Origin of the sequence: uncultured Azonexus sp., from assembly GCF_937982035.1 — a bacterium.
In the GTDB taxonomy this organism is placed as follows: domain Bacteria; phylum Pseudomonadota; class Gammaproteobacteria; order Burkholderiales; family Rhodocyclaceae; genus Azonexus.
On the sequence record NZ_CALJNI010000012.1, the window covers coordinates 26,448 to 50,133 of the forward strand.

13 protein-coding genes and 1 pseudogene are annotated in these 23,686 nt (G+C 63.3%); 6 read left to right on the forward strand and 8 right to left on the reverse strand.

The genetic code is table 11. The features are described from left to right. The 4 genes from Q0799_RS09335 to Q0799_RS09350 are packed head-to-tail and all read right to left on the reverse strand — an operon-like array spanning position 1 to position 7,618. Positions 1 to 3,234, reverse strand: coding sequence for an HsdR family type I site-specific deoxyribonuclease (locus tag Q0799_RS09335; RefSeq protein WP_298397538.1), 3,234 nt, complete (start codon positions 3,232 to 3,234; stop codon positions 1 to 3). A 10-nt stretch (positions 3,235 to 3,244) separates the two neighbouring features. Then, the gene (locus Q0799_RS09340) at positions 3,245 to 4,261 is read right to left on the reverse strand and encodes a hypothetical protein (protein WP_298397540.1); all 1,017 of its coding nucleotides are present in this window, start codon (positions 4,259 to 4,261) and stop codon (positions 3,245 to 3,247) included. 34 nt (positions 4,262 to 4,295) lie between these two features. Beyond that, positions 4,296 to 5,357 carry a restriction endonuclease subunit S gene (locus tag Q0799_RS09345; RefSeq protein WP_298397542.1) on the reverse strand — a complete coding sequence of 354 codons (1,062 nt, stop codon included), beginning with the start codon at positions 5,355 to 5,357 and terminating at the stop codon, positions 4,296 to 4,298. After that, a complete protein-coding gene (locus Q0799_RS09350; RefSeq protein WP_298397544.1) occupies positions 5,354 to 7,618 on the reverse strand; it encodes an N-6 DNA methylase in 2,265 nt (754 codons plus the stop codon). Before Q0799_RS09350 ends, Q0799_RS09345 begins: the two co-directional genes overlap by 4 nt. Positions 7,619 to 7,673: 55 nt before the next feature. Here Q0799_RS09350 and Q0799_RS09355 point away from each other — a divergent pair. Further along, positions 7,674 to 8,074: pseudogene (locus tag Q0799_RS09355) on the forward strand (aconitate hydratase B); the annotation flags it as partial. A gap of 43 nt (positions 8,075 to 8,117) precedes the next feature. Here the strand turns inward: Q0799_RS09355 and Q0799_RS09360 are convergent. Then, complete coding sequence (locus tag Q0799_RS09360; RefSeq protein ID WP_298397546.1) at positions 8,118 to 11,579, reverse strand: AAA family ATPase; 3,462 nt, start codon at positions 11,577 to 11,579, stop codon at positions 8,118 to 8,120. Beyond that, entirely contained in the window at positions 11,576 to 12,796 is a 1,221-nt protein-coding gene (sbcD, locus tag Q0799_RS09365) for an exonuclease subunit SbcD (protein WP_298397548.1), read from the reverse strand. Before sbcD ends, Q0799_RS09360 begins: the two co-directional genes overlap by 4 nt. A 203-nt stretch (positions 12,797 to 12,999) precedes the next feature. On the opposite strand from sbcD, the gene Q0799_RS09370 reads away from it, so the two are divergent. The 3 genes from Q0799_RS09370 to Q0799_RS09380 are packed head-to-tail and all read left to right on the forward strand — an operon-like array spanning position 13,000 to position 15,430. Continuing rightward, positions 13,000 to 13,341 carry a hypothetical protein gene (locus Q0799_RS09370; protein ID WP_298397550.1) on the forward strand — a complete coding sequence of 114 codons (342 nt, stop codon included), beginning with the start codon at positions 13,000 to 13,002 and terminating at the stop codon, positions 13,339 to 13,341. Between the two features lie 9 nt (positions 13,342 to 13,350). Next, positions 13,351 to 14,628, forward strand: coding sequence for a DUF1513 domain-containing protein (locus Q0799_RS09375; protein ID WP_298397552.1), 1,278 nt, complete (start codon positions 13,351 to 13,353; stop codon positions 14,626 to 14,628). Between the two features lie 22 nt (positions 14,629 to 14,650). After that, the gene (locus Q0799_RS09380; protein WP_298397554.1) at positions 14,651 to 15,430 is read left to right on the forward strand and encodes an SEL1-like repeat protein; all 780 of its coding nucleotides are present in this window, start codon (positions 14,651 to 14,653) and stop codon (positions 15,428 to 15,430) included. A gap of 9 nt (positions 15,431 to 15,439) precedes the next feature. On the opposite strand, the gene Q0799_RS09385 is transcribed toward Q0799_RS09380, so the two are convergent. Continuing rightward, on the reverse strand, positions 15,440 to 16,921 hold the full coding sequence (locus Q0799_RS09385; protein ID WP_298397556.1) for a YdiU family protein: 1,482 nt from the start codon (positions 16,919 to 16,921) through the stop codon (positions 15,440 to 15,442). 139 nt (positions 16,922 to 17,060) lie between these two features. Here Q0799_RS09385 and Q0799_RS09390 point away from each other — a divergent pair, with 139 nt between their 5' ends. Together Q0799_RS09390 and purL are read left to right on the forward strand one after the other, a co-directional pair. Further along, positions 17,061 to 17,420 carry a hypothetical protein gene (locus tag Q0799_RS09390; protein WP_298397558.1) on the forward strand — a complete coding sequence of 120 codons (360 nt, stop codon included), beginning with the start codon at positions 17,061 to 17,063 and terminating at the stop codon, positions 17,418 to 17,420. A 55-nt stretch (positions 17,421 to 17,475) separates the two neighbouring features. Beyond that, on the forward strand, positions 17,476 to 21,408 hold the full coding sequence (gene purL, locus Q0799_RS09395; RefSeq protein ID WP_298397560.1) for a phosphoribosylformylglycinamidine synthase: 3,933 nt from the start codon (positions 17,476 to 17,478) through the stop codon (positions 21,406 to 21,408). A 28-nt stretch (positions 21,409 to 21,436) separates the two neighbouring features. On the opposite strand, the gene Q0799_RS09400 is transcribed toward purL, so the two are convergent. Continuing rightward, positions 21,437 to 23,653, reverse strand: coding sequence for a CHASE2 domain-containing protein (locus Q0799_RS09400; RefSeq protein ID WP_298397562.1), 2,217 nt, complete (start codon positions 23,651 to 23,653; stop codon positions 21,437 to 21,439). Positions 23,654 to 23,686: the final 33 nt, after the last annotated feature.

Below are 23,686 nucleotides of genomic sequence, written 5' to 3' on the forward strand. Positions count from 1 at the left end.
TCAATGCAGACGCCGTTCGTCGCCCGGCCTCATCAGCAGGCCCAGCACCCGCGCGCTCAGCAGTCGAACCTCGTTCTCGGCAAAAGTCTCCGGCAGTTCTTCGTATAGGTGGTCGAGTATTGCCGTTTCCACCTGAGCGCGGGAAGCGGCGCGTTCCTGCCAGTAATCGGCCAGCACTCTGCGTTGTTCCAGCTTGGGCAGTAAATCTTTGGCTGCTTTGCGGATGCGGTCTATTTCGGCGGGCTTCAGGTTTTCCTTTTGCAGTAGGTCGAAAATCGCCAGTTGCTCGTCGTTGTCGAAACCCTCGCGGACAAAACGTCGTTCTTCTGCATCCAGTTCCTTGTCCAGCGCCATCAATTGCTCGAAGATGCGGGCGATTTCGGCTGCGTCTTTCTCGCGGTTGTAGTCCTTGATGATGCGTTGGTATTTCTCGTACAAATCGACGCGGTTCGGGTTGGCGCGCAGCATGCGGGCCAGGCGGTTTTCGATACGCTCCTTGAGGTCGAAGGTTTCCTGCTGCTTCTCGGCGCGGGCGAATTCCTGTTGCAGGCGCTCGAAATCGATCCTGGAAATGTCGTAAGGGTTACGCGTCGGCTCGGCCACCTTGGGGGCCTCGAACTGTACCGCGTCATCAACCACATCGTTCAGCTCGCGCAACATGGCGGAAATGTCTTCTACCTGTTTTTTCTCGTTGAGCTTGTTGTAGATCGCGCATAGCGCATCGTGCTGCTCGTAATAGGCTGCCAAGTCCGGATGCGGGAAGAGGGCGCGGAACTTGGCCTGCATGGTTTCGACCAGCACGTTGAAGGTTACCCGCGTCTGGTCGTTGCGCTTGACGCAGCCGACGGCAAAGACCAGTGGTTCGAGCTTTTCCAGGCGCTGGCTGGTCATCAGTAATTCCAGTTCGAACCCCAGACCTTCCACATGCTCTCGTGCTGCCTTGACGTTGGCCGCGTAGTCGGCCACCGCTATTTTGTCGTCTTCCATCGGGTCGACCGCAGCATTCTCCAGTGATTCGTCGGCCCCGGCGGCAAAAGTGGCCAGCGCCCGGCGCAGGCTGCGCACCATGCCGTTGTAGTCCACCACCCAGCCGGATTTCTTGTCCTTGTACACCCGGTTCACCCGGGCGATGGCCTGCATCAGCGTGTGGCCCTGCATTGGCTTGTCGAGATACAAGGTCGCCAGGCTCTTCACGTCGAAGCCAGTCAGCCACATGGCACAGACGATGACTAGCCGGAAAGGATGGTCGGCCCGCTTGAAATCCTCGTCCAGTTGTCGAGTCGCCAGCTTGCGGGCGTGCGGCGCCAGGTCCAGGTCGTAGGCGGCGTATTCCTTGGCCAGTTCCTTGCTGTCGGCACCGCTGATGACGACGCAGATTTCGGTTTCCTTCAACCAGGCCAGTTGCCGGTCGAGCAAGTCCAGATACTGGCTTGCAGACAGCCCTTTGATGGCCAGGCGTTTTGCTTCGGCTTCGCGTTTGGCTTCGATTTCGGCAATGCGCGCCTGCCAGCAATCCTGAACATAGGCATACATCCGGCCACAGGTCAGCTTGTCCCAACAGACCAGCATCGCCTTGCCGGTGTTCCAGCGCCGGGTGTAATGGCCGACCAGATCGGCCGCCACCTTCTGCAGGCGTTCCTTGGAAGTGACCAGCGGGTATTCCTGCGCCAGCTTGCGGTAGAGGGCGTCTTCCTGATCTTCGTCAATCTCGCCGGCGGCAAAGGCGGCTTCGATGCGTTCGCGGATTTTCTCGTGCACATCGGGGTCGATCAGCGTCAGCTTGCCGCCCCGATTTTCATAGAACAGCCGCACCGTCGAATCGTCTTCGACCGCCCGTTTGAAGTCATAGATCGAGACATAGCCGCCAAACACATCGCGGGTCAGCTGCTTTTCCTGGGTGTCGATCAGTGGCGTGCCGGTAAAGCCGAGGAACTTGGCTTTCGGCAGGGCACGGCGCATGTTCCAGGCCAGCGTACCGTATTGCGTGCGGTGTGCCTCGTCGGACAGCACGATAAGATTGGGTTCATCGGTATATCCGTTTTGCGGCGGCGGTTTCTTGAATTTTTGTACCAAGGCAAACTGGACTCGGAGTTTAAGGCCCAGACGGTCCTGAACAGAAGCACTGTCCGGAATGCGCGCCGCCTTGGCGTCGGCGATCACGTCGCAATGGGCAAAGGTGCCGGCGATCTGGCCGTCGAGGTCGATGCGGTCGGTAACGACCAAAAAGGAATACTGGCCGCCCAGCGTGCGCCGTACCTTGTTGACCAGGAACACCATCGAATACGACTTGCCGCTGCCCTGCGTATGCCAGAAGACGCCGAGCCGGCCGGCATCCACCTCGGCGCGCACGGTGGGCTCAGTGGAAGTTAGCCGCTGCACCACGCGGTTGACGCCCAGGTACTGGTGATTGCGGGCGATGATCTTGGCCGCTTCGGCCGACCCTTCGCCATGGTCGAAGGCGGTGAAGTTCTGCACGATGTCGAGCAGCGCCATCTTGCTGCCCATGCCGCGCAGCAGCAGTTCGAGCAACGGCGCTTCCTTGGGCGGCATGGCGTCGGATTCGTTGAGCCGCCGCCAGCGGTAGAAGTGTTCCCACGGGCTGGTGATCGAGCCGAACAAGGCATCGTGGCCGTTGGACAGGACGACGAAGGCGTTGAAGAAAAACAGCTGGCGGATGTCGCGCTTGTAATCGGTCAGGTTCTTGTCGAAGCCCAGCTTGACGTCCTTGTCGTAGCGCTTCACCTCGATGAAGAGCAGCGGCAGACCATTGACGAAGCCGATCAGGTCTGGCCGTCGCGGTTGCAGGCCATCGACCCACAACTCGCGCACGATCAGGAAGTCATTGCGCTCCGGCGTCTTGAAGTCGATCACCGTCAGTACGAAACAGCCCAGCCGTCCGGCCTCGTCGCGAGCCTCGACCTCGACGCCGTTGAGCAGCAGCCGATGCTTGTCCTCGTTGATCTGGCACAGGCTCTTGCCCGCATCGTCGGCCACCAGTTGCGAAATGGCCGCCTCGATGGCGGCCGGTGGGGCCTTGGGGTTGTGCTTCTTCAGCGCCTGGCGCAATTCGCGGAGCAGCACCACCTCGCCGCGATGACTGCGACCGAGCAGGCTGTCCGGGCCGAAATCCTCGCGATCGAAGGCATAAACCGAACGCCAATCCAGATGCTCCGCGAAGAAATCGGCCGTGCCGGCCTGGATCATCTGGTCTTCGGAATAGGCGTTGGCGTTCACTTTTGCTTTCCTATTCCTCGTTGGTTTCGATCAGCAGCACGCTGGCGTAACCTTCATCATCGGACCCCGGCATGTTCCGGAAGCTTCCTTCTGGCGGGAAATTGTTCCCATCAAGTGACAAGCTGTCTTGAATAGGTGTCCCCAAAATATCCTCGACGACGGAAGAACCGAAACGCCCTTTGGAAAAGGTGCAATACGTCATCAATTCATCCGGGCGCGTTCCGGCGACCCGATCTTCATCCTTTACACCGATGTTGCGCCGGTTGAAGGACTTCGTCAGGCTGCTTCGCAATAAATCCCAAACGATCTGCGTCCAACCGCAGAGTTCATCCTGGGCTCCAAATGGCCGGCCAGACGAGAGGCTAAGTAAACCAAAAATTGCCTCCGAGAGTCTCCAATAAGGATAAACAACGGGTTCGGGCATCCAGACCCCGCAAGGGTATTGGCTAGGTGGCGGATAATCGAATTCATTGGGGTTGAAATAGTCTGAAGGGTCAATTAAAAGGTATTGCGCACCAGGGTGCGGAGCGCCCGGAAATACGGTTCGCTTCTTGCCGTTGAGTTCTGGACCGGATCGGTAGTACTCAAACTGGGGCCATTCCCTGTACAGCTTCAATTGATGCTGATCTTTCGGCTGGATCGTATAGCCCCCGGACAGGTCGGCATCCTTCGCCATCTTGGCTTGCAGCAGTAGGGAATTGCGATTCTGAACTTTGCCGCCCTTGGAGTGGATGTGGGCCAGCAGAATATCGCCAAGTTCGCACGGCTTATCCGTTCCAAACTTTGCTTTGGGTGTCTGATGGCAGAACACTCCCGTCGTGGTGCAGCTAATCCCCGTGCCAGCCAGAATGCCGCTGATTAGCGCCTGCAGCTTCGGGGCGCCCTCCATGGTCAACATGGCGACAAAGTCTGGCTCTTCGGGTCTGCTCGTTCGTCGGTGTGCCTCTTGGATGCATTCCAGAATGATTTGCTCAGTATTTACGAGGATAGGGAGGCGATGGTTATAAATCTGGCTGAGGTAGGTCATGGTCCGGTATAACTGTTTGGCTTATGACCAGGGATTATAAGCGGAGCTGGCCGGAGATCAGGCGGGGGAGGAGGAGGTCGCGGGCGGATTTCAGGGCGGCAATTTGTTTTGCGAGTGTCGTGATTTGCTCGTAAATCGGAGCGCAGGTTGCCTCGAATTCGCTGAGAACCGAATTGCTTGGCCAGATGACCGGCTGGGAATAGGCGTAGTTGCGGTTCAGGCCAGGGACTGCGGCATCGCTGCTGACGAAATTCATACGTTGTAAGGTGTGAAGCAGGAAGAATGTAGTTTGCTCTGGGCTGATGAAATATACGGTGTCGATAGCAAAGAAAGGCACGGCCGAATAAAAAATGCTGCCGACGTTGCCTTTGCGGCCAACAATGATGCCTGGGCCGTGGGAAAGTGCGCCTGAATGGCTGCCGACAATACCGCTGGAGCCAAAAACGGGAATCTCTCCCGGTTGTCGGTCGGACTCCTTGAGTGACTTTCCATAGTTGAGTTCGATGCGCTGTCCGAGGGCTTCTTGGCGCCAGCCGTCAGGAAGCGAACCGCTGGTTTTTGCTTTTTCATGGCCAGGAAAGTGCAGTCGGACAAACCATTCCGTGTAAATCAGCCGGGTGGCTTCTTCGAGAATCTTGATTTGCCGCTTCAGGTTGTCGGCCAGCAGATCAAACGACGTTAGCTGTTCGGCGACGATCTTTTGATCGTTGGGTTTTGGTACGGCAACATCAATCATTGCCAGCGCGTTTCTGTTTAATCCGGGAACGGCCCCTGCGCCGTTGAATTGAGCAAGGTCGAGCGTTTGCAGAAAGTAATACACAAAGCGCGGATCGTTGCCCTTGAAGTCGTCGACGTACAAAGTTGTGTTCAAGGGCCAGTAAGAAGCTTCGACGTAGTGCAGTTCGCCGAGCGTGCCGTATCGGCCGGTGACTACACCAGGCCCTTCGCATTTTGCCTCATTGTGAAAACCGGTAATGCCAGCGGAAGAGACAACGGGAATGTCCCCCGGTAGGCGCTGGTTTTCTGGCAGGTCATGACCACGTTTCAGGGAAATGAAGTCAGCCAGTTTTTGAGGATGGAATACGACTTGGCTCATAAGCCGACAGCTTTCAATACGGCCGAAATCTTGGCATGGAGGCCCTGCGACTCGTTGTGTAGATCAGTCAATTCCGTTTGTAGCGCAGCGATTTGTTCGGCGAAGTCCTCTTCGTCGCCAGCCTCTGCGGACACCCCGACATACCGCCCCGGCGTCAAACTCCAGTCCGCTTTTTCAATCTCCGCCCGCGTCACCGACTTGCACAGCCCGGCGACGTCGGCATAGCGAGCTGCCGGGAAGCGGTGCAGCAGCCAGTGGCCCTGGGCGATGAAGTGCAGTGCGGCTTTCAGCGTGTCCAGCGTGGCGTCGTGCGGTGTCGGCTGGTCGTCGTGGGCCTTGAGCCAGACGTCGTCGGCGGGGGCGAGGGCGCGGCGCAGGTCGCGGGCCTGTTTGTTGTCCCAGGCGGCGGATTGTTTGGCGTGCAGGGCTTTTTCGGCGTTTTCGAGCAGTCGACCGCAGGCTTTGTGGTCGGCCTCGATGCGCTTGATGGCAGCGCGTAGGTGGTCGGTCAGGGCTTCGAGGCGGGCCTGGCCAGCGGTTTGTTCGGCGAGTGCCAAAGTGTCGTGCGGGCGGGCGGCGATAGCGCGCTCGGCGTCGCTGGCTTTGAGCAGGGCGGCGAGTTCGGCGTCGCCGGTGGCGATGTCGGCTTGCAGGTCTTGAACGCTGGCGGCAAAGTCGGCCAGTTGCTCGGCGGTGATCGGCGTGCTGCTTTCGTCGTCGTCCTTGCGCTTGCGGTTGAGCTCTTCCGGCGTTGCCTTGTTGGCGAAGTTTTCGGCCAGGGCCAGCGCGGCGCTCAGTGCGCTGCGGCGTTCGGCGAGGATGCTTTCCAGTTGGCTCAGGTGCTTTCTGGCGGTCGACTGGTAATTGGCCACCAATTCGCGGAATTTGTCGTCTTCGCCCCGGTGCAGCCAGACGATTGCGGTGAGGTTGGCCAGTTGTTCTTCGGTGAAGCGGTGGTGGCGAGCGGATTCGACGTGGTAGACATTGCGGGCGTCGAGCATCAGCACTCGATCCTGGCTGTTGCAGGCATTGCCTGCCACCTGTTGCGGCTTGGCCTTGTCGAAGAACCACAGGGTGCAGGGCAGGGAGCGGGTGTAGAAGAACTTGGGGCCGATGGCGACCATGGTGTCGACGTGGCCGGTGGAGATCAGGCGGCGGCGGATGTCCTTGTCCTTGTTGCCGGCGTCCGAGGCGCTGGAGGCCATGACGAAACCGGCGCGGCCGGTGGCGTTGAGGTAGGCGTAGAAATACTGTACCCACAGGCTGTTGGCGTTGGAGATGGCCTTGGTCTTGGCGTTGGTGCCGGGCAGGCCAAAGGGCAGGCGTTTGCCGGCTTCCGGCGTTTGCGCGATGCCGGCGGCTTCGGCTTCTTCGTCCCATTTGCCGACCTGCTTCTTGATCTGGTCGGTGTTGACGCCATCGACGTTGAAGGGCGGATTGGCCATGACGAAGTCGCAGCGGTTGATCAGTTCCGGCTGCTCGTCGTAGAAGCTGTTGGCGATGCGGATGTCGCCTTCGAGGCCGTGCACGGCGAGATTCATGCGTGCCAGGTGGGCGTTGGTCTCGGCTTTTTCCTGACCGTGGAAGACGACGCGCTGGTGCGGCTTGGCGTGGCGTTGGAGTTCGATGAAGTGGCCGGTCTGCACGAACATGCCGCCGGAGCCGCAGGCGGGGTCGAAGACGGTGCCGCGATCTGGTTCGATGATGTTGACGATGAGACGGACGAGCGAGGGCGGCGTGAAGAATTCGCCGCCTTCCTGGGCGCCGGTCTGGGCGAATTTGTTGAGGAAGTATTCGTAGATTTTGCCGAAAACGTCGCCCGAGGCTTTTTTCAGGGAATCGCGGTTGAAGGTCTTGAGCAGGTCCATGAGCAGACGCGGCTCGAAGCCCCGGTAGGCCTTGGGCAGGATGCCGGCCAGCGTCGGGTTGTAGACCTCGATGTGCTCCATGGCAGTGACCACGGCTTCGGCCAATTCCGGGCCTTCCGGCTGGGCGAGCAGGTGCTCGTAGTAGGCGTTGGGCGGCAGGTAGATGGCGGCCTTGCCGATGAAGTCGCCGGGAATCAAGCCGCGGGCCTTGCCGTCGCGCTTGGGCAGGCTGGGCTCGACTTCCTTCTTGACGGCGAGAAAGCGGTTGTAGGCGTGGCGCAGGAAGATCAGCCCGAGGACGGGCATGGCGTATTGCGCGGCGGTGAGCTTGGAGTTGGCGCGCAGGTTGTCGGCAGCTTCCCAGAGGTCGCGTTCGAGTTTTTCGAGGTTCATGTTTTATGTTGTCTGAGTGTTGGCTTCGGCCTCGAAGGCCAAGCTGGCGATTGTATCCAACATCACCCTGATGAAGTGGATGATCGCCGAGGGCTATCAGGAACCCGAACGCTAAGGTGCCGCATCGTTGCCATGGAAGCGTGGATTGCCAACGGCACACTGCTCAAGACTAATGCCAACGCTCAGCACGTCGAAGTCATAGAAGTCGACCTGGCCGAAGCCGCCAGCGAAAAGATCGATGAAGTCTTTATCGGCTCGTGCATTACCAATATCGTCCACTTCCGCGCCGCCGGCAAAGTCCTCGAAGGCAAGTCGAACATCCCGAACCGCTTGGGCATCGACACCTGCGTCTACCTCGGCTTGGCCGAACTAGCCGCGATGTGCGTTATGGCTGGTTGCATCGTCACGGTGCCGGGGTACATGGAGCAGATCAAGCTGGTCCAAGCCAAGGCCGCAATTGAAAACCCCCGTCGGGAAACCGGCGGGGGTTTTTGTTGTGTTAGAGCCGCAACCGCGAATAGCCGATCCCGCCGCCCTTCTCGACGTGGATCTGCGCCGGAATCCGCTCTTTCATTCCTTCGACGTGACTGATGACGCCGATCATCTTGCCACTGGCGTTGAGCGTGTCGAGGGCGTTGAGGGCGATTTCCAGGGTATCGGCGTCGAGCGTACCGAAGCCTTCGTCGAGGAACAGCGAATCGATGCTGGTCTTGTGGCTGACCAGGTCGGAGAGGGCGAGCGCCAGCGCCAGGCTGACCAGGAAGCTTTCGCCGCCGGAGAGGGTGCGCGTGTCGCGGGCAACTTCGCCTTGCCAGCTGTCGACGATGTCGAGTTCGAGCTCGCCGCTGCTCTTGCGGCGCAGCAGGTAACGGCCGTGCAGACGGGCCAGGTGGCCGTTGGCGAGCTGCAGCAGGTGGTCGAGAGTAAGGCCCTGGGCGAACTTGCGGAACTTGTCGCCCTTGGCCGAGCCGATCAGGCCGTCGAGGCGTTGCCAGAGGTCGGCGTCGGCGGTCTGCGCGGCAATTTCCTGGAATAGCGCCTGCTGGCTCTGCCGCGCCTCCTGGTCACGGGTGAGCAGGGCGCGCCGGGCGCCGAGCTGTTCGCTGAGTTCGCGGCGCTGCTGGTCGAGTTGGGCGAGGGTGGCGTCGAGGTCGGCGAGCGGCGGTACTTCGGTTTCGCCGCTAGCGCTAGCGCTAGCGGGGAGGGCGGGCGCAGCGTGCAGGCGGGCGAGTTTTTCGCGCGCCGCCTGGAGCAGCGCGTCGGCTTGCTGCTTGACGGCTTGCCGGGTTTCCCGGGCTTGCAGCAGGCGCTGGCGTTCTTCTGGCGGCAACAGCGCGGCGGTGTAGGCGTCGAGGTCTTTGAACGGGCTGGCGGCGAGCGCCGTTTGCCAAGCGCTGGCGGCGTCGGCGAGGGTTTGCTGCTGCCGGGCGAGATTGGCGTCGAGTTGTGCCTGCCGGCCCTGCAATGCGGCGAGTTGCTGGCCGAGTTCGGCCAGGCGCTCGGCGCAGCGGGCGAGGGCGGCGGCGGGGTCGGCTTCGGCGCTGGTAGGCGTCGGCGGGAGAGCGTCGGCGGCTGCGGTCCGCAGTTTCGCCGCTTGTTCAGCCCAGTGAGCGGCCTGGGTTTGCGCGGCTTCGGCGCGTTCCTGTTGCTGGACGAGTTGGGTGGCGAGTTCCTGGCGGCGGCGCTGAGTCTGCTGCCAGTGCTGCCATTCGGTCTCCCGCTCGGCGAGCCAGGCGGCCGGGTCGGCGGGAATGTCGGTCAGGGTTTCCTTGAGCCGGGCGTCGAGTTCGGCCTGTTCGGCGGCGATGCCCTGGCTGGCTTTGGCGATTTCCGCCTGGCGCAGCGCGGTGGTTTGTCCGGCCTGGATCAGCAGTTGCAGTTGGTTGCCGGCGGCGAGCAGCGCCTGGGCGGCGTCGGCGGCGGTTTTGGTGGCGGCGTTGACCGCCTGTTCGCCGCGTTCGGCGGCTTTCATGTGCTCGTCGAGCACAACCAGGCGTTGTTCAGCCGCGTTGCGGGCGGCGGCGATGGTTTTTTCGTCCTGCCAGGCGTCGACCGCAAGACTGTCGGCCGGCAGCGCGGCGAGTTGGGTCTGCCAGTCGTCGGCGAGGCGGGCGAGGTCGCGGGCGGTTTTCGCCTGCTGCTCCTGCAGCGCGGCGTACGCGGTCTTCGCCTTGGTCTGCTCGTCGCGCAGTTGTTGGCCTTTGTCGACCAGCTCGGCGAGCGACTTTTGCGCCGCTTGCAGCGCGGCCTCGGTGGCCGAGACGTCGAGCGCGGCGTAGTCGGCAATCGCCGGGTGCTCGTGCGCGCCGCACAGCGGGCAGGGCTGGCCCGGCTGCAACTGGCGGCGGTGGTCGGCGAGGCTGCGGATCAGGCGTTCCTGTTCGAGCAGCTTCTGCTTGTCGGCGACCTGAGCATTCAGCACCTTGTGCTGCTCGCGCAGCGCGACCAGCCTGCTTTCCCGGGCGGCGATCTGCGGTTCGCCCTGCTGCAGTTGCTGCGCCTGCGCGCCTTGCTGGGCGGCGAGTTCGCGGCGCTGGCGGGCGAGGGCGTCGAGCTGCTGCCAGCGGTTGCCGGCGGCCTGCTCGCGCTGCCAGTGGGCGCGCAGCTCGGCCAGTGTTTGCCCGGCGAGGCGCTGGTTCTGTTCGGCACGGCTGGCCTCGAGCACGGCGTCGGCAGCGGTTTTTGCCTTCTGAGCGGCGTCGACCGTCAACTGCTGGGCGGCGCGTTGCCGTTCGTTGGCGGCCTGCTCCGCGGCGAGTTTCTGCTGCGCCTGCTGCTGGGCGGCGAGTTCGCGGGCCAGTCGGCTGCGCTGCTCGAACTGCTGGCGCCAGGTGCCGAGGCGTTCGCCGAGCTGGGCGCGCTGCGCGTGGGCGGCGCAGAAGTCGTCGATCTCCTTCGCTTCGCGCCGGCTTTGTTGCAGGGCCTGTTGTGCCTGGGCGGCGACGGCGGCGGCGTGGCTGGCGGCGGCGTCGTGGCCGGCCAGTTGGGCTGCCTGCAGGCGGCTGCGTTCACCGAGCAGTGCCTGCCGTTCGGCGGCGGTCTGGCGGACGGCGGCGTCGGCCTGCTGCCATTGTTGGTGCAGCGGGCGCAGCGCTTCGGCCGGTTCGCTGTCGCTCAGGCGCTTGAGTTCGGGCGCGGCGGCGGCCAGCGCGGCGTCGGCGGTTTGCTGGCGAGTGAGCGCGGCGGTGACTTCCTGTTCGGCATGGGCGAGATCAAGGCGCCATTGGCGCTGTGCTTGCGTTTGCGTGTGCTGGCGCTGGAGGTCGGCGAGCTGTGTTTCCAGCACGGCACTTTCCTGTAGCATCGCGGCGCGCTGCTCGTCGCGCATCAGCTCCATGCCATCGGCGCGGGCCTTGAGCTGGGCGAGTTTGTCCCTGGCTTCGCGCGCCTGCTCGAAGACCTTGCGCGAAATTTCGCCGTAGATTTCGCTGCCGGTCAGTTCCTCAAGCAGTTCGGCGCGCTCGTTGGCGCTGGCGTTGAGGAAGGCCGCGAAGCCGCCCTGGGCGAGCAGCATCGACTTGGTGAAACGCGGGAAATCGAGGCCGGTGATCTCGGCGATGCGCTTCAGCTTGTCGTTGGTCTGGGTGCTGAGGATGGTGCCGTCGCCGGCCGCTAGCTCGACCTTGGGCGCCTGCAGCGCGCCGTCGGCCTTGTCGCGGGCGCGGCGCTGGCTCCAGAAGGCGCGGTAGACAGCGCCCTTGACCTCGAATTCGACCTCGGCCAGGCAGTCGGCGGTGTGCCGCGTCATGATGTCGTTGTCGGCGGCCGAGATCGTCTTCAGGCGCGGCGTCTGGTGGTAGAGCGCGAGGCAGATGGCGTCGAGCAGCGTCGACTTGCCGGCGCCGGTCGGCCCGGTGATCGCGAACAGCGCGTTGTCGGTGAATGGCGGCCGGGTGAAGTCGATGGTCCATTCGCCTTTCAGCGAATTGAGGTTCTTCAGGCGCAGGGTCAGGATCTTCATGCTTCCTCCCCGTGCAGGCTGGTGACGACGGCGCGGTAGCGTTGCAGCAGCGCCTGCTGCAATTCGGCGTCGAGTTCCTCCTGCTGCAGGCGGCGGGCGAAGACTTCGTGCGGATTGAGTTCGTCCAGCGTCTCGCTGGCGACGGATGCCAGGCGGGCGGCGGCGTTGCCGCGCTGGCGGCGGATGCGCAGGACTTCGACCGGCCAGCCTTCGGTCATCTTCTCGATGCGCGCCGGCAGGTCGGCGAGGTAGTCATCCTCGGCGACGGTGACTTCCAGCCAGGTCGGGCGCTCCGGTGTGCCCTGGGCGGCGGCGGCGCCGATCTGCGCCGGCAGGTCGGCGAGCTTGCCGGAAATCTGCACTAGCGCCTGGAAGCGCGGTACCGGCAGCGGTGTCACCGCCTGCAGGCCGTCGGCGCTGAGGTCGACGAGCAGCATTTCCTTCTGCTGCTTCGCTTCGTCGAAGCCGAGCGGCAGCGGCGAGCCACAGTAGCGGATGTGTTCCAGCCCGCCGACCTTCTGCGGCCGGTGGATATGGCCGAGCGCGATGTAGTCGGCCGGCGGAAAGGCGGCGGTGGGGAAGGCTTCGAGCGCGCCGACGTAGATTTCGCGCACCGATTCGCTGGCGCTGGCGCCGACCGTGGTCAGGTGGCCGGTGGCGACGACGGGCAGGGTGACGCCGAGCTCGGCCATTTTTGCCCGGGCGGCGGCGTCGACCGTCTGATAGTGCTGCTGGATCGCCAGCTGCAGCGACAACTGCTTGTCTTCGGCGCTCTGCCCGGCCTGGCTCTGCAGCACATCGCGCGGGCGGACGAAGGGCACGGCGGCGACGATGCAGCCGGGCGCGCCGTCGCGCTGCGCCAGGACGACCACCTGCGTCGCCGGATCGGCGTGCGTCGCGGCAATCACCGTCGTCCCCAGGCGCGCCAGCAGTTCGCGGCTTTCGCCCAGCGTTGCCGGCGAATCGTGGTTGCCGCCGAGCAGCAGCAGCGCGACGCCCGCCTCGTGCAGGCGCACGACCAACTGGCTGTACAGCTCGCGGGCGTAACTCGGCGGCGTGCCGGTGTCGAAGATGTCCCCGGCGATCAGCACCGCGTCGACGCCGTGTTCCGCCACCTGTTCGAGCAACCAGCCGATCAGCGCCTGATGCTCGGCCTGCCGGCTTTTACCCATGAAATGCTGGCCGAGGTGCCAGTCGGAGGTGTGGAGGAGGCGCATGCGGATTGATGGATGCAAGGACAAATCCATGTGTTGACCAAGATCAATGCATGGGTTTGCCATTGGAATAGGGTAAAGGCGAAGTTTGCTCTAGGTCGAAGCTTCTATCGCGGGAGGTCGTCATGATACGTTCAACAGCGGGAACAGGCATCCTTGTCCTGTGTTTGTCGATCGTTGGCTTGCAAGGATGCGGCGGGTCGGCGATGGCGCCGGCAGCCAAATCCACCCAGGCTAGACCGGCGGCAGTCATCAACAGTTCGGAGCGTACGAACGAGTTGAAACGGGAAATCTCCCGACTGCAACAGGAAGAGCAGTGGGTGCAGGATCAGATCAACCAGACGGTGCTGGAGATGCAGGGACCGAAGCTGATTGGCCCGAGTACCCGGGATACGGTCGATCTGGCGGATGTCGGCAGGAACTCGGCAGACATGACTGCGCAGTACGAATACAAGAACCGGATCAAGAATCAGCGAATCGCCATGGAGCGCGAGTTGACTCAGATCGAGCAGCAATCTCTGGCCGGCAGCGGCGGTGGCTCGCATTAGGAGTCAATCGTGAATCGGCGTGATTTTCTGCGCAGCAGCCTGATCGTGCCAATCGCCGGCTTGCCGGGTGCTGCCTTGGCGGTGGGGGAGCGGCGCAGGCCGGGAAGGGTATTCGTCCCTGGCTACGAACCCGGACTGGCTTGGGCCAATGGCTTGCCACTACTTCAGCATCCGGTGCTGGCGCGGGCACTTCTGGGGAAAAGCCCGGTAACAGGCCCGGCCCGACTACTGACCCGGGTGTCGCCGACGGGCGATCTGCTGCAAGCTGTTTTTCCGGTGCAAGGGCATGATGTAAAGATATCTCCGGATGGTAGGGTGGGGGTCTATTGCGGTTTTGAGGCTGGAGACCATGTTGCCTTCGATCCCGAGACACTGGATTTGCTGGCAATTGCGCCATCGCTCGATATCGGCTGGCGCGGCGGCGGTCATGCGGCATTTGCGGCCGACGGTCATGTGCTGTTATCCGAGCGGGCGCCGCGTGCCGCTTTGAATGGCGATGCGCCAGCGGTCCGGTATGGCCGGGTCTCCATCCGCGATCCCCGGACGCTTGCAATTGTCGACAGTTATTCCTCCTTCGGCATCGACCCGCACGATCTCTGCTTTCTTGAAGGTGGACGGGAATTGGCGGTGGCGAACTATGGTTCTTTGCCAAGGGACGGACAGTCCGGTCTGGGAGTGCCCAGGCATGTCGTCGAGGCCTGTGTTGCCGTGATCGATGTCGCCAGTGGGCGTCTTCTCGAGAAATTCGGTGGGGCCAGTGCACATGCTGAACTCCGTCATCTGGCTGCTGGTGGTAATCGGGTATCGGCAATCCAGGCCCTGCTCGGGGACGAAGCGGCGTTGATGTCGGCGCTCGCGGATGAGGCTGTCGCGTATCCCAAAGACATTACCGCCGAAGACGGCGTGCATTACCTGCCGGTGCCGCCGCTGCTGTTCGCCCGCGGTGAGCCGCCGGTTGTCATGGGGCGCGATGCCGAACGAAAGATGCGACATGGTCTGTCCATCGTCTTCGACCCGGTGCACCGTCAGTTCATCGCGACTTTCCCCAGCAGTCATGCCGTCTTGGCTTTCGACGCCGGCGATGGTCGTGTGGTGGGCGGTGGGGACACGCGCCGCCATGGCTTGAATCACCCCAGCGGAATTGCGCTGCTGGAGGACGGACGGCACTACGTGGTGACCGGCTACATGCAGGGGCTTCACGTCTATGAGCTTGGCAGTCACCGGCTGGTACCCGAGGCTGTCTCGTACCCGGTTTTTTTTGGACACAGTCATATAGCAGTCGGCTGAAACATCTCTTAGGGGAATCGTCATGAACACGAAACCATCCGTTCGCCTGCTCTGGGTCATCTCCTTTGTCTCGCTGACATCGGGGTGCGCCGTCGTCGATCATGTCAAAGCGGACATGGCGACCTTGCGGGCCGAAGAAGCCTACAGCCAGAAACAGTTCGAGGCGGCGGCGCAGTCCTATCAGGAGGCCGACGCAGCCGGTGGCGCCTATGGGCAGATGATGCTTGGACGCATGTATGTGCGGGGTGTCGGCGTGCGCAAGGATGTTGTTGAAGGAAGGCGCTTGATCACCAAGGCGGCGGATGCCGGTTATGCCCCGGCGCACAACATGCTCGGTCTCTGGCTCTGGCAAGGGGGAGACGGCGTGCGCGCCGACCGGAGCAAGGCGGTTGAGCACTTCCGCAAGTCAGCCGAACTCAAGGACGAGTTTGCTGCCTTCATGATGGGTGTTGCCTACGCCCGCGGCCAGGGTGTTCCGGCCAATGCGGAGGAGGCCATGCGCTGGTTTCAAGAAGCCGAGAAGCGCGGTTTTGACGTTGACCGGCGTTTGCTGACTGAGGAAGGCCTGGCGGGCTACATGCGTCGATTTGCGGGCGCGGCCGCCAGAAATGACAGCCAGCGTGTCCTGGTGCGTCAGATTCAGGAAGCCTTGCAGCAACGGGGCTACGACCCTGGTCCGGTGGATGGGCTTTATGGCGCAAAGACACGTAAGGCCATTGAGGATTTTCAACGGGCCAGTGGCAAGACTGTCGATGGCAAGGCCGATCGCTCTGTTCTGGATGCCCTGAAAACCAGCCGGTGATTTACCGGGTCAGGTCCCGCAGAAAGTCTGGTAGCTGGCGGTGACTTCCGGCGCAGCCGGTTCGGTGTAGCGGTGGTCGGCGTCGCGTTCGTCGAAGGGCGCGCGCAGTGCGGCGAGCAGGGCGTCGAAGGGGGCCAGATCGTTGCGGTCCACGGCGGCCTCGAGGGCGTTTTCGACCTGGTGGTTGCGGGCGATCAGCCAGGGGTTGGCGCGCTTCATGGTCGCCAGCAGGGCGGCATCGCGTTGCGGCTGGCGGGCTTGCCAGCGTTGCTGCCAGGCGACGGCGTCCGGGTCGTCGGCGAACAGCCGGGCGAGCGCCTGCGGGCGGCCGTCGGCGAAGTCGTAAAGGGCGCGGAAGCTGTTGGTGAAGTCGTGGCGACCGCGTTGCAGCAGGGTCAGGAAATCGTCGGCCAGGGTGCGGTCGGTTTCGGCGTCACCGCTGTCATCGATGCCGAGCTTGGCGCGCATCACGTTCAGCCAGCAGGCGGCGTGGCGTTCGGGGAAGCCTTCGATCACCGCCGTGGCGGTGGCAATCGCGCGGTCCGTGTCGGTGTCGATCAGCGGCAGCAAGGTTTCGGCCAGGCGGGCGAGGTTCCACTGGGCAATCGATGCCTGGCGGCCGTAGGCGTAGCGGCCCTGGCTGTCGATCGAGCTGAACACGGTGCGCGGGTGGTAGCTTTCGAGGAAGGCGCAGGGGCCGTAGTCGATGGTTTCGCCGGAGATGGTCATGTTGTCGGTGTTCATCACGCCGTGGATGAAGCCGACGCCCAGCCAGCGGGCGACCAGTTCGGCCTGGCGGCCGGCGACGGCGTCGAGCAGCGCCAGGTAGCGATCTTCGCGGCCGATCAGTTGCGGGTCGTGGCGGGCAATGGCGTAGTCGGCGAGCTGCTGCACGGCGGCCGGGCCGTGATGCACGGCGACGAACTCGAAGGTGCCGACGCGCAGGTGGCTGGCGGCGACGCGGGTGAGCACGGCGCCGGGCAGGGCGCGCTCGCGGCGCACCATGTCGCCGGTGGCGACCACGGCCAGTGCACGCGTGGTCGGGATGCCGAGCGCGTGCATCGCCTCGCCGACCAGGAATTCGCGCAGCGCCGGACCCAGCGCGCACTTGCCGTCGCCGTTGCGCGAGAAGGGGGTGCGCCCGGAACCCTTGAAGGCGATGTCGCGGCGCCGGCCCTGGCAGTCAGTCACCTCGCCGAGCAATAAAGCGCGGCCGTCGCCCAGGCGCGGCGAGAAACCGCCGAACTGGTGGCCGGAATAGGCCTGGGCGACCGGTTCGGCGCCGGCCGGAACAAGATTGCCAGCGAGCATGGCGATGCCGTCGGTGCTCTCCAGTAGCTGCGGATCACCGCCGAGTTCGCTGACTAGTTCCCGGTTCAGGCGGATCGGCTTTGGTGCGCTGGCTGTTTCCGCCTGCCAGCGAACGCAAAATTCCGGGAGTTCCCGGGCGTAGGTGTTGTCGAAAGTGAAAGGGCGAAAGCTGGCAGACATGGTGGTTTTCCGGGCAATGTCGGGGTTGACCGTGGCGCGGGATGGCAGTTCAGGTAATCGACGTTTCGGCAGGTGGATTTCGCGATGGCGGCCGGGTAGTCTATCCTTGGGCCAGGGATAACATGGCAAACGGAGAGTAATGATGGGTATCAAGAAGCACGTGGCAACCTGGCTGGTGTTCGCGGTTCTGGCAACCGGCGCGACGGCGGGCATGGCTTCCGGCCTCAAGATCCTCGCCTTTGACGACAACTCCTGCCGGGCCTGGCGCCAGGGCGCCGAGGAAGCCGAATTGCGCGCCGCCCATGTTGCCTGGGCGCGGGGATTTCTCAGCGGTCACAACTATGCCAACCCGCGTCAGCAGGTGACCGACGTATCGGCAGCGACCGTCGAGCGCAACATCGAACAGTTTTGCCGTCGCAACCCGGATGGGTTGTTCATCGACGGCGTTTACCGGATGAGCGACAGCATGTCGGGGCGTAACGCACCGATCAAGCGGTAAGGTGGTGGGCCTCGGGTATAATGCCGGCCTCTCCGCCTAACCCGATACCACATCCATGGCCGACATTCTTTGCCTCAAGGGCGACGCCGCCTTTTCCGCCTTCCGCCTGCAACGCCTGCTCGCCCGCCTGACGACGGCAGTGGCGGACATCGAGTCGGTGACCGCCGATTACTGGCACGTCGTCGCGCAGAAACGTGCGCTGTCTGCCGACGAGCGCGCCAAGCTGGCCAAGCTGCTGGAAGAAGTGCCGGCCGGTGAAGATAAAGGCGAACTGTTCCTGGTCGCGCCGCGTATCGGCACCATTTCACCGTGGTCGTCCAAGGCCACCGACATCGCCTTCAACTGCGATCTGGAACCGGCGATCGAGCGCATCGAGCGCGTCGTCGCCTTCCATGTGGTTGTGAAGCAAAACCGGGCGCTAACCGCTGACGAGAAGAAAGCCGTCGCCGGCCTGCTGCACGACCGCATGACCGAATCGGTGCTCGCCGGTTTTGCCGAAGCCGGCGAACTGTTCCGCCACTTCGCGCCGAAGCCGCTGTCGACTGTCGACGTGCTGGCCGGCGGCAAGGCCGCGCTGGTCGACGCCAACGCCACGTTAGGCCTGGCGCTGTCCGACGACGAAGTCGATTACCTGCTGGACATCTTCACCAAGGCCGGCCGTAACCCGACCGACGTCGAACTGATGATGTTCGCCCAGGCCAATTCCGAACACTGCCGCCACAAGATCTTCAACGCCTCCTGGGTCATCGACGGCGAGAAGAAGGACAAGACGCTGTTCGGCATGATCCGCGAAACCCACGCCGCCAACCCGCAGGGTACGGTCATGGCCTACGCCGACAACGCCTCGATCATCGAAGGCGCGACCATCCAGCGCTTCTACCCGGACGCCGACCGTGGCTACAGCTACAAGGAAGAGCTGACCCACATCCTGACCAAGGTCGAGACGCACAACCACCCGACCGCGATTTCCCCGTTTCCCGGTGCTTCCACTGGCTCCGGCGGCGAAATCCGCGACGAAGGCGCCACCGGCAAGGGCTCCAAGCCGAAGGCCGGCCTCTGTGGCTTCTCTGTCTCCAACCTAAACATTCCCGAGGCAACCCAGCCTTGGGAAAAGGCTTACGGCCGCCCGTCGCGCATCGCTTCCGCCCTCGACATCATGCTCGAAGGCCCGATCGGTGCCGCCGCCTTCAATAACGAATTCGGCCGTCCGAATCTGACTGGCTACTTCCGTACCTACGAGCAGGACGTGGCCGGCACCGTGCGCGGCTACCACAAGCCGATCATGATCGCCGGCGGCCTCGGTTCCATCCAGGCCGAGCAGTCGTTCAAGGAAGAAACTTTCCCGGTCGGCACGCTATTCGTGCAACTTGGCGGCCCCGGCATGCTGATCGGCCTGGGCGGCGGTGCCGCTTCGTCGATGACGGCCGGCGTCAATGCCGAAGACCTCGACTTCGCCTCGGTGCAGCGTGGCAACCCGGAAATCCAGCGCCGTGCGCAGGAAGTCATCGACCGCTGCTGGCAGATGGGCAAGGACAACCCGATTCTCTCCGTGCACGACGTCGGTGCCGGCGGCGTTTCCAACGCCCTGCCGGAACTCGCCCATTCGGGCGGCGTCGGCGCCAAGTTCGACCTGCGCAAGGTGCCGATCCTGGAACCGGGCATGTCGCCGGCCGAAATCTGGTCCAACGAATCGCAGGAACGCTACGTGCTGGCCATTCCGCCCGCCCGTATCGGCGAATTCCAGGCCATGTGCGAGCGCGAGCGCTGCCCGTTCGCCGTGGTCGGCGAAGCCACCGGCGACGGACACCTGACCGTCACCGACGCCTACTTCGGCGTCAATCCGGTCGATATGGAAATGGAAGCGCTGCTCGGCAAGCCGCCGCGCATGACCCGCGATGTCACGTCGCAGTCGTCGACCTTCGTGCCCTTCGACGCCGTTTCGATCGAACTCAAGGACGCCGCCTACCGCCTGATGCGTCTGCCGACCATCGCCGACAAGACCTTCCTGATCTCGATCGGCGACCGCTCGGTCGGCGGCATGACCGCGCGCGACCAGATGGTCGGGCCGTGGCAGGTGCCGGTGGCCGACGTCGCCGTCACCACGATGGGCTATCAGGGTTATCTCGGCGAAGCCTTCGCCATGGGCGAGCGCACGCCGCTCGCCGTGCTCGATGCGCCGGCCTCCGGTCGCATGGCCATCGGCGAGGCGCTGACCAACCTGGCCGCGGCCGACGTCGGCAGCCTGGACAAGGTCAAGCTCTCGGCCAACTGGATGGCACCGTGCGGCGTGCCGGGTGAGGACGCTCGCCTGTACGCGACGGTCGAAGGTATCTCCGAGCTGTGCAAGCAGATCGGCGTGTCGATCCCGGTCGGCAAGGATTCGCTGTCGATGCGCACCGCCTGGGAAGAAAACGGCGAGAAGAAGCAGGTCGTGTCGCCGCTGTCGCTGATCGTCACCTCGTTTGCTGCGGTGGACGACGTGCGCAAGACGAAAACCCCGCTGCTCGCCACCGAGCAGGGCGAAACCGAACTGCTGCTGCTCGACCTCGGCAAGAACCGCCTCGGCGGTTCCTGTCTGGCGCAGGTCTATGACGCCACCGGCGACGATGCGCCGGACGTCGATGAACCGGCCAAGCTCAAGGGCCTGTTCGACGCGGTGCAGAAGCTCAACCGCGATGGCTTGTTGCTCGCCTACCATGATCGTTCCGACGGCGGCCTGTTCGTCGCTGCTTGCGAAATGGCCTTCGCCAGCCGCCGCGGCGTCTCGCTCGACCTCGACGGCGTCTGTTTCGACGCTGCCGCGCTCGATGTCGATGGTGCCGAGAAACGTCCCGACCTGATGGCCGGCCGCGATTTCGAGAACATCGTCCGCGCCCTGTTCAACGAGGAACTCGGTGCGCTGATCCAGATCCGTCGTGCCGACCGCGAGAAGGTCACGCCGATCCTGCGCGCCTGCGGTGTGCCTTACCACTTCGTCGGCCACCTGAACGAGTGGGACGAAATCCGCGTCACCCGCAACGCCAAGCGCGTGCTGCGCGAGAAGCGCGTGGACCTGCAGCGTGCCTGGTCGGAAACCAGCTTCCGCATGCAGGCGATGCGCGACAACCCGGATTGCGCGCAGCAGGAATTCGACCGCATCCTCGACGTTGCCGACCCCGGTCTGACGCCGAAGATCACCTTCGATCCGCAGGAAGATTTCACCCAGGTCTATCAGGACATCAGCGGTCGCCCGCGCGTCGCCATCCTGCGCGAGCAGGGCGTCAACAGCCATTATGAAATGGCCGCCGCCTTCGACCGCGCCGGCTTCCAGTCGGTCGACGTGCATATGAGCGACATCCTCGCCGGCCGCGTCAGCCTCAAGGACTTCAAGGGCCTCGTCGCCTGCGGCGGCTTTTCCTACGGCGACGTGCTCGGCGCCGGCCAGGGCTGGGCCAAGACCATCCTGATGCATGACGGTTGCCGCGACGAGTTCGCCGCCTTCTTCAACCGCCCGGATACTTTCGCACTTGGCGTCTGCAACGGCTGCCAGATGATGAGCGCACTGAAGTCCATCATTCCCGGTGCCGAACACTGGCCGGCCTTCCGTCGCAACCAGGTCGAACAATTCGAGGCGCGCTTCGTGATGACCGAAGTGCTCGATTCGCCGTCGATCTTCTTCGCCGGCATGGAAGGCTCGCAGATCCCCATCGTCGTCTCGCACGGCGAGGGCCGTGCCGTCTTCGATAACGCCGACGATCAGGGCAAGTGCCTGGCCGCCGTGCGCTACGTCGACAACAAGGGCGAGCCGACCGAGGTCTATCCGTACAACCCGAACGGTTCGCCGGGCGGCCTGACCGCCGTGACCACGGCCGACGGCCGGTTCACGATCATGATGCCGCACCCGGAGCGCGTCTTCCGTACCGTGCAGATGTCCTGGCACCCGGAAAATTGGGGCGAGGACAGCCCGTGGATGCGGATGTTCCGCAACGCCCGGCGCTGGGTGGGCTGATCCATTCTTCAGAAAAGGGCGCGCGAGCTTAGCGCGCTTGCTTCGTATTGAAGGATGTGACGCCTTCGTCCCACTCGCTGTTGCCTGGTGGCAATTCGCGCAGGTGGGCGATACGCTCGAGATAAACGCGGTAGAGCATGTCATCCGGGGCTTTTCGTTGCAGGTCGCGGAGGATCGTTTCCGCGGCTGCCCATGATTGTTCGCGATAGCGCGTCAGGGCCTGCGACCAGTTCGCCAGTTCCTCCATCCGCTCAGGGGTTACGGATTCTGTCGTGCCCAAGGGTTCGTAAATCGATACCGCGCTGGCCTTGCCCTTGACTCGCACCTTGTCCAGTTCCCGGAAAACGATGTCCGGGCAGGCGTCCCGGGTCTTCTCTCCGACCGCGATGCCGACGCCGTATTCCTTGGTGATGCCTTCGAGGCGAGCGCCCAGATTGACCGCGTCGCCCATCACCGTGTACGACTTGCGAACGGAAGAGCCCATGTCGCCGACAGTCATGGTTCCGCTATTGATGCCGATGCCGATCTTCAGCACCGGCCAACCTTTTGCCGCGAAGGTTTCGCCCAGCGAGCGGAGGCGGCGCTGCATTTCGAGCGCAGTCATCACTGCTTCCCGTGCGTGCAGCGGATTGGCGACGGGGGCGCCCCAGAACGCCATGATGGCATCCCCGATGTACTTGTCGAGCGTGCCCCGGTGTTTCTGGATGATCAGGGTCATCGCACCGAGATACTCGTTCATCAGCGCGCTCAGTTCCCTGGGCGGCAGGCCTTCGGAAATCGTCGTGAAGTTCCGAACGTCCGAGAAGAGCACGCTCATGTCGGCGTTGCGCCCCTCCATGCTGTATTCCTCGGGGTTCTTCGCCATCTCGTCGACCAGCTCGGGGGGGACATACTGCCCGAACAGTGCGGTGAACTGGCGTTTGGCGTTGGACTCCCAGAAAAATCCCCAGGCGGCGTTGAAGACATAGATCATCAGGATGGCCAGCGTGGCCGAAGCAATCGGCATGACGACATGCACCTGCCACAATGCGAAGTTGGCTGCGACCAGAATGCCGAAGATGCCCAGTGTGAGCAGTGTTCCACGCAGTGGTGACATGAAGGGTAGCGATAGCGCCAGGATGCCACCGGCAAGGATCAGCGCCACGATCTCGGCGGCAAGCATGTAATACGGTTTTTCCTTGACCGAGCCGTCGAGTGCGCCGGCCAGCAGGTTGGCGTGTGTTTCCACGCCAGGATAGCTGCCGCCTACGGGCGTCGCCCGCAAGTCCTTGAGTCCGGGGGCGCTGGTGCCGATCAGCACGATCCGGCCGAAGAGTTGCTCGAAATCGGCACGACCGGCGAGGACATCGGCTGCTGAGACATAGGGGAAGCTACCCTCGCGACCCCGGTAGGGAATCAGCGCACAGCCATCGCCATCGACCGGCAGGCGCACCATGCCACGCAGGCCGATGACATCGATCGCTTCGACCGGCTCCCCGGGGGCCGGTACGTATGGGTGCAGTTCTCCCTGGCCGACGAGCAGTTGCAGCATGGCCAGCGACAAGGCGGGATAGTACTTGCCGTCGTTTTCTGCCAGCAACGGAACCCGGCGGATGATGCCGTCGTTGTCGATCTTCGGGTTGAAGTGGCCGCCGCTTGCCGCTGCCTCCTGGAATGCCGCCAGATTGCCGCCATAACCGGGCCAGCTGGGAAATTGTCCGGCCGGTAAAGGGGCCGGGAATTGCTGTGGCGGCGGCAATGCGCTGCCCGGGGAGCCGCCGGGACGTTCGGAGAAATGGAAGCCAAGCACGGTCGGACGCTCGCGCAACGTCTCGGCAAAAATCCGGTCATAGTCCAGTAGCGGTCGCTGTGCTTCGACGGCGCGACGGAACTCGACGTTGTTGCGGAATTCGCCGCTGGCCAGCGATTCAAGCACCGGCAGCCCGGAACTGTCGTCGCGCTCGGCAAACACGATATCGAAACCGATCACGGCAACCCGGTATTCATCGGTCAGTTGCCTGATCAGGTCGGACATCACCTTTCGGTTCCACGGCCAGCGGCCAAGCTCGCCCAGGCTTTTTTCATCGATGTCGACGATGACGATGCGCTCGTCCAGCGTATCCGGCATGAAAGCGCGTGTGCGGACATCGTAGGAGTAGTTGTCCAGCAATGTGAGCAGCGGAATCTGCCAGTTCCCGATGACATGGCCGAAGATGCTGGCAATGCAGAGGACGCCGAACAGGAGGCGGGGCAGTAGCCGTTTCATGGCTGAAAATTGCTTTCCGGACAAAATGTAGTG

Excerpts from the sequence above, each read along its gene's own strand:
- Q0799_RS09370 (WP_298397550.1), top strand. The coding sequence starts at position 13,000 with ATGGCGCCGGCAGCCAAATCCACCCAGGCTAGACCGGCGGCAGTCATC.
- Q0799_RS09340 (WP_298397540.1), bottom strand. The coding sequence starts at position 4,261 with ATGACCTACCTCAGCCAGATTTATAACCATCGCCTCCCTATCCTCGTA.
- Q0799_RS09400 (WP_298397562.1), bottom strand. The coding sequence starts at position 23,653 with ATGAAACGGCTACTGCCCCGCCTCCTGTTCGGCGTCCTCTGCATTGCC.
- sbcD (WP_298397548.1), bottom strand. The coding sequence starts at position 12,796 with ATGCGCCTCCTCCACACCTCCGACTGGCACCTCGGCCAGCATTTCATG.
- Q0799_RS09350 (WP_298397544.1), bottom strand. The coding sequence starts at position 7,618 with ATGAACCTCGAAAAACTCGAACGCGACCTCTGGGAAGCTGCCGACAAC.
- Q0799_RS09360 (WP_298397546.1), bottom strand. The coding sequence starts at position 11,579 with ATGAAGATCCTGACCCTGCGCCTGAAGAACCTCAATTCGCTGAAAGGC.
- Q0799_RS09390 (WP_298397558.1), top strand. The coding sequence starts at position 17,061 with ATGATGGGTATCAAGAAGCACGTGGCAACCTGGCTGGTGTTCGCGGTT.
- Q0799_RS09345 (WP_298397542.1), bottom strand. The coding sequence starts at position 5,357 with ATGAGCCAAGTCGTATTCCATCCTCAAAAACTGGCTGACTTCATTTCC.
- Q0799_RS09385 (WP_298397556.1), bottom strand. The coding sequence starts at position 16,921 with ATGTCTGCCAGCTTTCGCCCTTTCACTTTCGACAACACCTACGCCCGG.
- Q0799_RS09380 (WP_298397554.1), top strand. The coding sequence starts at position 14,651 with ATGAACACGAAACCATCCGTTCGCCTGCTCTGGGTCATCTCCTTTGTC.
- purL (WP_298397560.1), top strand. The coding sequence starts at position 17,476 with ATGGCCGACATTCTTTGCCTCAAGGGCGACGCCGCCTTTTCCGCCTTC.